This window comes from Solidesulfovibrio sp. C21 (genome assembly GCF_047785625.1).
GTDB lineage: Bacteria > Desulfobacterota > Desulfovibrionia > Desulfovibrionales > Desulfovibrionaceae > Solidesulfovibrio.
Genome location: NZ_JBLODY010000012.1, coordinates 58,589 through 69,045 on the forward strand (window position 1 = coordinate 58,589; position 10,457 = coordinate 69,045).

Below are 10,457 nucleotides of genomic sequence, written 5' to 3' on the forward strand. Positions count from 1 at the left end.
GGCTCTCCCTCATGGCTTTTCTTGGCTGGAAAGCCGTCCGGGCTGTGGCAAGCTGGTGGGTGAGTGTTACTCCCCTTCCCCCAAGTTTCCATGGCCCTTGCCTGCACGAAGCCACTCGACGGGAGCACCCGTTGGAGCATGCGAAAACTGGCTGATGCTGTCGGCTATTCCGTTTCGACAATCCATGAAATTCTCAATGCTGGAGACCTTAAACCCCACAAGCTGAACCAAGTCGAGATATGGTTCAACATCTTCACAAAAGACGTTCTCAAGGGAGGCATTTGGAAATCGAGGCAAGCCCTCGTCTCCCAGATCATGACCTATATTCGGCGCTACAACGAGCAACGGGCGCATCCCTTCAAATGGACCTACGAGGGGAAACCGCTCTCCTCATAGATCAATGGAATTTAGCGAACGTGACACTAGCCTCGATTTCGGCCAGGATCTTCATATCACCAGCCATGCCGATGGCTACTGATTGTCATCGCCCAACGTAAAGCTTGCCCGCATGGGGCCTGCTGCCCGGGCCCCATGCGACCATCGGCCGATCAGCCTCTCGATTCGATCACGCCTCCCCCTGGACGACGCCAGGAAGATCATGGAGCACGCCGAACCCCACCTCAAATGGGCCATGGAGGTCTGCTTCAACCCGGGAACTCGTCCTGGGGAGTCCGAACTCTTGTCCCTCAGGTGGGATGAGGTCGACTTCGCGGCCGGTACTGCCAGGATCTACGCCAGTAAGGAGCTTGTTCCTCATTTTTGGCTTGACATGAAAAATAATAAATAATAAAATTTATAATTAATTTTGGACAAAGCTTGGACTTGACCTGAATTTCTCTAAAACGAGGTCGGACACATGGGGCGAAAAGCAACCGTATCTGCTATGGAGACAACAAAACTACACATCATTGAGACTGCCGAAAATTTATTTCGCCAAATTGGATACGCCAAAACAACAGTTACCGACATTGCCAAGACTCTTGGAATGAGCCAGGCAAATATCTACAGATACTTCCCATCTAAGGCGAGTATTAATGAAGCAATTTGTGATCGCCTGGTACATCATATCGAGTCTCAATGCTGGGAATCATTAGTCAGGGATGGTTCTTCAACCGACCGATTGAAGCGATTTATTCTAGAATACCATAGGACTGTCAAAGATAATATCATCAAGGAAAAACGTTTGTATGATATGGTTTCTGTTGCGATGGACGAGCATTGGTCAGTAATCCAAGGGCACAGCGATCGCATCGAAGACTTGATGAGAATAATTATTGAACAAGGCATCTCTTCTGGAGAATTTAGGGCTGTAAACAGCTCGAAGATGGCGAAAGCCGTCCATGAATCTCTAGCAGTCTTTGTTTATCCATCGCTTCTCGAGCACGGTATCAACGACGAAAAAAACGGAAATGGCCAAGATAGCCTTGAGGAAGAGCTTGGCCAATTGCTTGATCTTATTTTGCATGGGCTTAGCTCGGCCAGTACATAATTTTACACCAGCAACTCGAGAATCAGGATGGTCTCCTCATGTCCTCACAGCATAAATTCGCGTTGCCGAAATGCATGGAAGTTTATTGCGGCATGTTGCTTTTCATGGCGATACTGAGCCTTTGCCTCGTCGGTTGTCACGAGGCCAAGTCCAGTCCTCCCTTCCGGCCAGTGGTCAACACCATGCGGATCGCCTTGGACAAGGGGACAGAACGACGAACCTACCCCGGTGTCATTGTGGCGCGCCACGAAGTGCAGGAATCCTTTCGGGTGGGCGGACGCATCGAAAAACGCCTGGTGGATGTCGGGGACCATGTCAAGGAAGGCCAAGTGCTGGCGACCTTGGACGAAAAAGACCTCCACCTCTCCATGGAGAGCGCCCAGGCGGAACTTCGAGCCGCCATTTCCAGCAGAGAGCAGGCCACGCGCGATGAAAAGCGCTATGCCACCTTGCTGTCCAAGCAGGTGGTCAGCAAATCCGAATACGATCTCAAACACTTGTCGGCCGATGAGGCCAGGTCGCGGGTGGAGAGGGCCGACAGCGCCCTCAAGCTGGCCATAAGCCAGCTCGGTTATGCCAAACTGCTTTCGAGCACCGATGGCGTGGTCACCAAGACGAGCGCCGAGGCCGGCCAGGTCGTTTCTCAAGGCCAGAGCGTCGTCACCGTGGCCCAGAAAGGAGCCTTGGAAGTCCTGGTCGACATTCCCGAACGACGCCTCCGGGACATCAAGGAAACGAAGGCGGAAATTTCCCTCTGGTCAAACCGTGACGTCCGTTACCGTGCCGTGTTGCGTGAAACCTCCCCGTCGGCCGACCCGGCTACCAGAACCTATGCCGTGCGGTATTCGCTGCCAGACGCCGATGCCGCTGTGCACCTGGGCATGACGGCCACCCTCCACCTCTCCGAGCCCTTCGACACGCCGACCGCCCGCATCCCTGCCAGCGCACTGTTCAACCAGGGTGGTGGGCCAGGTGTCTGGCTCGTGAATGCGCGGACCGGGCAACTGACCTTTATAGCGGTTACGGTGGACCATTATACGGAGGGGGACGCCTTTGTGCGGGGGCAGCTTGAAACCGGCGACATGATCGTCACTTCCGGCGTCCAAAAGCTTGACAAGGGGCTGACCGTTCGCCTGGCCGAAGGGGAGAAGGAGGATGTCCGGTGAAAGGGATCAACCTGTCCGAGTGGGCCGTCACCCACCGGCCGCTCACCTTGTTCCTCATCATCCTTGTCTCCCTGTCCGGGGCATGGTCGTATATCCATCTCGGGAGAGCCGAAGATCCCGATTTCACCGTGAAACAGATGCTCATCAGCGCGGCTTGGCCAGGAGCCACGGCCGACGAGATGCAGCGCCTGGTGGCCGATCCTATTGAGAAAAAACTTCAGGAAGTTCCCTACTTCGACAAGGTGTATACCTACTCCAGGCCCGGCAGCGTGGTCATGAAGCTCGAAATATTGGAATCAACGCCTGCATCCGAGGTGCAGGAATGTTGGTACCAGGTCCGAAAACGGGTGGGGGATATCAAATACAATCTTCCCTCCGGCGTCCTTGGCCCCTTTTTCGACGACGAGTTCGGTGACGTGGATTCGGTGTTGTATGTCTTGACCGGCCCGGACTTCACCATACGTCAACTCAAGGATGAGGCCGAAATCATCCGGCAGGCCCTGCTTCGGGTGCCTTCCGTGACCAAGGTGCGGTTTTACGGCGATCAAACCGAATGCATCTTCGTGGAGATCAACAACGCCAAGCTGGCCACTTTGGGGATCGCGCCCCAAGCCGTCTTCAACTCCATTGCCAAGCAAAACGAAGTGACGCCGGCCGGCGACCTGGAGACTGCCACAGACTCGGTTTATATACGCGTGGACGGCGCCCTCAAAGGCGTTGATGCCCTGGCCGAAGTGCCTGTCGAAAGCGGCGGCAAGGTGTTTCGTTTGGGAGATATCGCGACCTTTCACCGTGGCCCCCAGGACCCTCCGACGTTTGTCGCCCGCCATGAAGGCAAGCCCGGCATCGCCCTGGGCGTGGTCATGGCCCAGGGCGGCAACATTCTCGAACTGGGGCGCAACCTGGACGCCGCCATGGACCGCATCAAGGAGGACCTGCCGCTGGGCTTCGAGATCAGCCGGGTCGCCGACCAGCCGCAAGTCGTGGACGAATCCGTGTTCGAGTTCGTCCGGTCGTTCGTTGAAGCGCTGGTCATCGTGCTGGCCGTGAGTTTCCTGTCGCTGGGCTGGCGCACGGGCATTGTCGTGGCGCTTGCCGTGCCGCTGGTGCTGGCTATGGTCATGACCATCATGAGTGTGCTCGGCATAAGCCTGGAACGCATCTCCCTGGGCGCGCTCATTATCGCCCTGGGGCTTTTGGTCGACGACGCCATCATTTCAGTGGAAATGATGGTGGTCAAAATGGAGCAGGGGTTCGACCGGGTCAAGGCCGCCACGTTCGCCTGGACCGCCACGGCCTTTCCCATGCTCACCGGCACACTGGTCACAGCGGCGGGTTTTTTACCCGTCGGATTCGCGAAATCCTCCTCTGGTGAATACGCGGGCGGCATTTTCTGGGTGGTGGCCATCTCCCTGGTGACGTCCTGGCTGGTGGCCGTTATTTTTACACCGTACCTTGGTCTCAAGTTGTTGCCGGATTTCCACGGCATCGGCCATGAAGATCCGCACGCCATTTATCAGACGCCGGTCTATCTCCGGCTGCGTCGCCTCGTTGCCTGGTGCGTCGCATATCGCAAGACGATCGTTTGCCTTACTGCGCTTCTATTTATTGCGTCCATCGTCGGGTTCTCCTTCGTGTCGCGCCAGTTCTTCCCGTCCTCCACCCGCCCGGAACTTTTGGTCGAAGTGCGGCTGCCTGCCGGGTCCGCCTTCAAGGCGACGGCCAAGGCTGTGGAAGAGATGGAAAGCTTTTGCAAGGCGGATCAGGACGTCAAGACATACACCAGCTACATCGGCTCGGGTGCGCCCCGCTGGTTTCTGCCCATGGCGCCGGAACTTCCCGACAGCAGCTATGGCGTCATCGTACTCAATACGGCGGACGCCGCCGCCCGTGACCGGGTCAAGGCTCGCATCGAAGCCTTTGCCGCTCAGGGGGGACTCCCCGAGGCCAGGGTGCGCGTGACAACGTTGTTTCTGGGGCCACCTGTCGGCTATCCCGTGCAATTTCGTGTCATCGGCCCCGACCCGAAGCGGGTGCGGGAAATTGCGTATCAGGTTCGCGACATCATGCGCGCCAACCCCAACACCGCAGACGTCAACCTGGATTGGAACGAGCAGGCCAGGGCGATCCGGTTGGTGGTGGACCAGGACCGGGCCAGGGTCCTGGGGCTTACCCCCCAGGACATTGCCGAGTCCCTTCAGGCGCTCCTTTCCGGCGTCACCATCACCCAGGTCCGCGACGGCATCGAGTTGGTCAACGTCGTGGCGCGGGCCGTTCCCGAGGAACGGTTGCGTCCGGAAGCCCTGGCGGATTTGACCATCAGTATCCGCAATGGAAAAATTATTCCCCTCTCCCAGGTGGCGCGGTTGAAATATGTGTACGAGGAGCCCATTCTCTGGAGGCAAAGCCGTGACTTGACGATCACCGTACGGGCGGAAGTCAAAAAGGGCGTGCAGGCACCGGATGTCACCCTGCAGATTGCGCCCAAGCTCAAACCCCTCGAGAAAGCGCTTCCGCCGGACTACCGGATCGAAATCGGCGGGGCTTACGAAGAAAGCGGTAAAGCCAACCGTTCCATTGTCGACCTGTTGCCAGTAGCCGGAGGGGTCATGCTCCTTTTACTGATGTTTCAACTACAGAGTTTCCCGAGCCTCTTCCTGGTGTTGACAACGGCTCCCCTGGGTCTGATCGGCGCTGTGGGCGCATTGTTGCTCTTCCACCAACCCTTCGGATTCGTGGCCATGCTCGGCGTTCTCGCCTTGGCCGGTATGATCATGCGCAACACCGTCATTCTGGTGGACCAGATCGGGAAGGACAGACAGGAAGGTATGGGGGCTTGGGAAGCCGTGATCGATGCGACCATCCGGCGGACACGCCCCGTGGTGCTGACGGCCCTGGCCGCGATCCTGGCCATGATTCCCCTGTCACGCAACGTGTTCTGGGGGCCTATGGCCGTAGCCATCATGGGCGGATTATTCGTTGCGACAATTCTGACACTGCTTTTTACGCCAGCCCTGTATACAATGGTTTTTCATATCAATAGAACAAAAATCAGTAGATTGAGGAGGGTGTGGCTATAGAAGTTTAGTCAGGACCGCTGTGCGCGAACCTCGCCTTGCAGCAGGCAGAAAGGCCGCAACGCCATCAATAAAATGAAAGGAGGGGACCTTCCATGGAAGGTCCCCTCCTCCGGCGGAGCGTTCCGCTCCCTTCTTACGCCTTGCGCAGCTTTTCGATAATCTGGTCCATATCGCCGGACAGGTCGGCCAGGGCGTGCACGGCCTGGGCGGATTCGTGCATGCCGGAACTGGTGGATTCCACCACCTCGCTGACCTCGTTCATGGCCTTGTTGATCTGCTCGGCCGCGGCCGACTGTTGTTCGGCGGCGGCGGCGATGCCGGCCACCTCCCGGGCGCTGGTCTCGGCCAGATCGAGAATCTCGCGCAACACGCCGCCGGACTTCTCGGCCAGCCCGGTGGCCTCGGACACGGCCACGGCCGCCTTGTCCACACTCTCGATATTGCCGGCCACGGACTGCTGAATGCTGACAATGGCCTGCCCCACTTCCTTGGTGGCGGTCATGGTCTTTTCGGCGAGCTTGCGCACCTCGTCGGCAACGACCGCGAAGCCGCGTCCGGCCTCGCCGGCCCGGGCGGCCTCGATGGCGGCATTCAAGGCCAGCAGGTTGGTCTGGTCGGCGATGTCGGAAATGACGGACATGACGCGGCCGATGGCCTGGGTCTGTTCGCCCAGCGCGCTCATGGCGGTCTTGAGGTCCGTGGACACGGTGTTGACCCGGCCGATGGAACGCACGGAATCCTCGACCACGGAGCTCCCGGCCGAGGCCTTGGACTTGGTGTCATCGGCGGACTGGGCGGCCCGGGAGGCGTTCTTGGCCACGTCGAGCACGGTGGACGTCATCTGGGAGATGGCTTCCACCACCTCGCGCAAGCGGTCGCGCTGCTGGTCGGCGCCGCTGCGCACATGATCCACCTGGTTTTCCAGTTCGCCCGAGGCGTCGATGATGCTCTCGACCACATGGCCGAGCTTTTCGGCCGCCTCCAGCATGCCTTCCCGCTTGGCCACCTCGGCCTGTTCCCGGGCCTGTTCGGCCTCCTTGCGGGCGACCTCGGCCAGGGCCGCCTCCTCGCCGGCTTCCTGGCTCATGATCTCGGCCTCGGCGATCTTGGCCTTAAGGCCCGACACCATCTTCTCGATGGCGCCGACCAGGTCGGCCATCTCGCCGGAAAAACGCCCTTGCGGCTTGGCCTCCAAGTCGCCCTTGGCCACCTTGCGGGCCAGGTCGATGACCCGGCGCAGCGGCGAAGTCATGCCCCGGGCGGTGAAAAATCCCACCACCAGCACCACCAAGGCCACCACGCTGGACGCGGCCAGCACGGAATAGAAGATGGTGCGTTCCGTGGCCGCGATACCGTCGCGCTCGCTGCCGATGAACAACATGCCCGTGATCTTGCCGTCGGCCCCGACCATGGGCCAGTAGGCCGTGTTGTAGTCCCGGCCGAGGATCTGGTTGATCTTGAGGAAACGGTTGCCCTTGCTGATGACCGTATCCAGCACCTCGGGGTTGTCCATGCGGGTGCCGATGGCCCGCTTGCCGCCGCGCTCGATGGTGGTGGCCACGCGGGTATCGCCGTAAAAGATGGTGCATTCCGTGCCGAGGACCTTCTTGATTTCATCCACGAAGGCATTGCTGGAGGAAAGGTTGATGCCCGTGGTCACGGTGCCGACCACCTTGCCGTCCGCCCTGACGGGACACCCGGCGCGTAGCGAGAACTTGACGGCCGTGCCTTCTTCCAGGCCCAGCGAGGACTGGCCGGCCAGGGCCTTTTGCACGTTGATCTGCTTTTTGATGGAATCGCCCGATTTCGCCGAATGACTGCGGGCCAGGACCACACCCTGGGCATTGGCGATGGTCACGAACTGAATGCGCAATTCCCGTTGGGCCTCTTTGGCGATCTCCACCAGCTTGGCCTTGTCCCCGGCCGCCACGGCCGCCACCACATCGGGGCGCGTGGCCAGCATGAACGTCGCGCCCTTGACCTCCTGCCCGGCCTGCTTGAGCATGAAGTCCACGGCGTCGGCCTTGCTGTTGATCTGCTGCTGGCTGATGCGGTTGAGCCCGGCGGAGAGGTAATGGTGTACGGTCAGGGAGATGGCCGCCGTGAGCAGGAGGACGGTAAAAAGGAGCAAGGCGATGATCTTGCCGGTGAGGGACAGTCGCAGTCGCATACGCACCTCCAATAGCAGCCGGGAGGTCCCGGGAGAGTCTTTCGTGAAAAAGGGAACCATCCATTGTTACAACATGAACGGACAGTAAGGGAAAATATCTTTCTTGCAAAGCCGCTTCACGGCGCGACAGGCGTTTTACCACTGTTTCGGCGCTTGAAAAATAACTTTTTCACAAATACCGATAATCCCGGCCCGCAACGGCACCCGGGTGAGCGCCATTGCGACAAAGGCAACAACCCGGCATGTCGATAAAAAACGACACCCCTGGCGGGAGAAAGGAAAAGTCGTATTTTTTGAAACACAAGACGATTGCGGACGGCCGCGCTGCAGACAAAAGCGCAACACGGACCACACGCGGCCGGCAACACTGCATGCCACGCTTTGCGCATCCGGATGCGGACAAAGCATTGACGCCGACGCGGGCGTCATTCGAAAGAAGCCTTGCGGCACAGACCGGCCCTCCGCCCAGCCGGCGGCGTCCGTCCGGGCGCGCCCGAACCTTTCTCTCTACCGCCTCCCCGCGTGGGGGCACCACGCCTGCCGCAAGGGAAATATTCTCCTCCAGTATTATAAAAAATACTATTTCTTTTTTTGACAATCCCGCCCTAACGGCCGAGAAATCGTGCCTGCAAATACCCCTCCTGGCCGTCTCCCAGCACCCGGACCTGGTACCAGCCGTTGATCTCGGGGGTGAGCAACGCCACCTTGTCCCCGGCATGCAGGTCTTCGACCACCGAACAGGTCACACTCGGGCAGGACAGCACATTGAGCAGCGCCGCGCGCACCGTGCGCACGGACTGGGGATCGACAGGCGCGACCGGGGCCGGACGCCCGGCACAACCGGCGAGCCCCACGCTTGCGGCCAACAAGGCGGAGACAAGCAGACGTAACGCGACAACACGCATGATTCCTCCGACGATCGGGGACGCCGACGCCGCGCCGGTCCCCCTACGAAAAAATGGTCTTTGAATGAAAATAGGAATCAATCCTATTGCCTTTTACCGAAAACATGGCCATGGTGTGCCCATGAACGACGTCCGAACCGCCGGCCCATTTCCGGGACGAACCGGCTTCGACTCCAGGCAACGACAGCGCAAACCCTGGCATACCATGTCACAACACGTTATTTCTGTTGACAAAACACCGGACTCTTTCCCAAAGCACCTCGGGCTAGTTGCCCTCGAACGTCCGCATCTTTTTCTCCCAGGCCCGGCGGGTGTTCTGGGAGGGACAGCGGCAGATGGCAACGGCCGCGTCATACGGACTGCCGGCCGAAACCCCGTTCGGCCCGAGAAAGATAAGCTTGGCCGGGTCCGGCTGGGTCACGGTGTAGCGGCCGGGATTGGTCGCGCAGGAACCGCAGATGACGGTCCAGGTGTTGGCCGAATCATTGTCCATGGTCACTTGGGCCACGCAACAGTTGCCGTACGGATTGACCTGCTGGGCCGGGGCGGACGACGGCGCGGCGAAAAACGCCAGGGTGCACAGGATCGCCGCGAACAAAACACGCCTTGGCGACAGAAGCGGATGCAACATGGTTCCTCCCTGGGGGACAGGCCCGGAGTGGTGTATTTTCAAAAACTAGCGGCTTGGGCGGACCTTGTCCAGAGACGGCCCCGTCCGTAACCGACGCATATTGCCTTTTGTCCCCGGCCGGTCCATAAGCTGTAACGAGAACCGGACTGATTTCGGCAACCCCAAACATGAAGGACGTACCCATGCACGATCACGAACATGAACATGAATACGACGAGGAATGCTGCATCGAAGTGCCCGAAGCCACCGTCGGCCAGGAAGTGGTCGACTTTTCCATGAAGGTCTACGACCCGACCGAGGGCGGGTTCGGCGAGATGTCCATGGAAGAGATCCAGAAAGCCGGCAAATGGACCATCCTGGTCTTCTACCCGGCCGACTTCACCTTCGTGTGCCCCACCGAGCTCGCCGACCTCGCCACCAAGCACGCGGAACTGTCCAAGATGGGCTTCGAGGTCTTCTCCGTGTCCACAGACACCGAATTCGCCCACCTGGCCTGGCGCAACAGCGAAAGGCTGCTGGAAAACGTCAAATTCAAGATGGCCGCCGACCCCACCGGACAGGTCGCGCGCTACTTCGGCGTCTACGACCCGGAAGCGGGACTGGCCCTTCGCGGCACCTTCATCATCAACCCCGACGGGGTGCTGGTGTCCAAGGAAGTCAACTTCTACAACGTGGGCCGCAACGCCGACGAACTGCTGCGCAAATGCCAGGCCAACCTGCATCTGCGCGAACATCCGGCCGAAGCCTGCCCGGCCAAATGGACCCCGGGCGAAAAGACCCTGACTCCTTCGGAAAAAATCGTGGGCAACGTCTACGACGCGCTGAAGGGATAGTTTAGGATAGGATTAAGGAAGACAGTGCGAGAGGGGAAACCCTTTCAAGAAAGGGTTCTCCCCTCTCGCGCTCTCCCCTTCCTAAAGTTTATAGCGGGGTGAGACTTATACATACAACTATTTGCTATTATTAAAAGTCTTTTGGGAAGGGGGTCCGGGGGGAACCCTTTTCTTCAGAAAAGG

General features: G+C 59.1%; 8 protein-coding genes and 1 pseudogene. 6 read left to right on the forward strand and 3 right to left on the reverse strand.

Annotation, left to right across the window (positions count from 1 at the left end; genetic code table 11):
* Positions 1 to 138: 138 nt before the first annotated feature.
* The 5 genes and pseudogenes from ACMZ6R_RS06255 to ACMZ6R_RS06275 all read left to right on the forward strand — a co-directional run bounded on the left by ACMZ6R_RS06255 (position 139) and on the right by ACMZ6R_RS06275 (position 5,735).
* A complete protein-coding gene (locus ACMZ6R_RS06255) occupies positions 139 to 396 on the forward strand; it encodes a hypothetical protein (protein ID WP_416110024.1) in 258 nt (85 codons plus the stop codon).
* 172 nt (positions 397 to 568) lie between these two features.
* Positions 569 to 742 (forward strand): annotated as a pseudogene (locus tag ACMZ6R_RS06260) (tyrosine-type recombinase/integrase); the annotation flags it as partial.
* A gap of 114 nt (positions 743 to 856) precedes the next feature.
* On the forward strand, positions 857 to 1,489 hold the full coding sequence (locus ACMZ6R_RS06265) for a TetR/AcrR family transcriptional regulator (protein WP_416110025.1): 633 nt from the start codon (positions 857 to 859) through the stop codon (positions 1,487 to 1,489).
* A 38-nt stretch (positions 1,490 to 1,527) separates the two neighbouring features.
* Positions 1,528 to 2,655 carry an efflux RND transporter periplasmic adaptor subunit gene (locus ACMZ6R_RS06270; protein WP_416110026.1) on the forward strand — a complete coding sequence of 376 codons (1,128 nt, stop codon included), beginning with the start codon at positions 1,528 to 1,530 and terminating at the stop codon, positions 2,653 to 2,655.
* Positions 2,652 to 5,735 (forward strand): efflux RND transporter permease subunit, encoded by a 3,084-nt coding sequence (locus ACMZ6R_RS06275; RefSeq protein WP_416110027.1) that lies wholly within the window; start codon positions 2,652 to 2,654, stop codon positions 5,733 to 5,735. The genes ACMZ6R_RS06270 and ACMZ6R_RS06275 overlap by 4 nt, the downstream gene beginning before the upstream one ends.
* Before the next feature lie 133 nt (positions 5,736 to 5,868).
* Here ACMZ6R_RS06275 and ACMZ6R_RS06280 read toward each other — a convergent pair whose 3' ends face one another.
* From ACMZ6R_RS06280 to ACMZ6R_RS06290, 3 genes are all read right to left on the reverse strand, one after another.
* On the reverse strand, positions 5,869 to 7,905 hold the full coding sequence (locus tag ACMZ6R_RS06280) for a methyl-accepting chemotaxis protein (RefSeq protein ID WP_416110028.1): 2,037 nt from the start codon (positions 7,903 to 7,905) through the stop codon (positions 5,869 to 5,871).
* A 605-nt stretch (positions 7,906 to 8,510) separates the two neighbouring features.
* Positions 8,511 to 8,810, reverse strand: a complete 300-nt coding sequence (locus ACMZ6R_RS06285) for a peptide-binding protein (RefSeq protein ID WP_416110029.1) — start codon at positions 8,808 to 8,810, stop codon at positions 8,511 to 8,513.
* A gap of 265 nt (positions 8,811 to 9,075) precedes the next feature.
* Positions 9,076 to 9,441: a hypothetical protein gene (locus ACMZ6R_RS06290; protein ID WP_416110030.1), complete on the reverse strand. Its 366-nt coding sequence runs from the start codon at positions 9,439 to 9,441 to the stop codon at positions 9,076 to 9,078.
* A 182-nt stretch (positions 9,442 to 9,623) separates the two neighbouring features.
* Between ACMZ6R_RS06290 and ACMZ6R_RS06295 the strand changes: the two genes are divergently transcribed.
* Positions 9,624 to 10,274, forward strand: coding sequence for a peroxiredoxin (locus tag ACMZ6R_RS06295; protein ID WP_416110031.1), 651 nt, complete (start codon positions 9,624 to 9,626; stop codon positions 10,272 to 10,274).
* Positions 10,275 to 10,457: the final 183 nt, after the last annotated feature.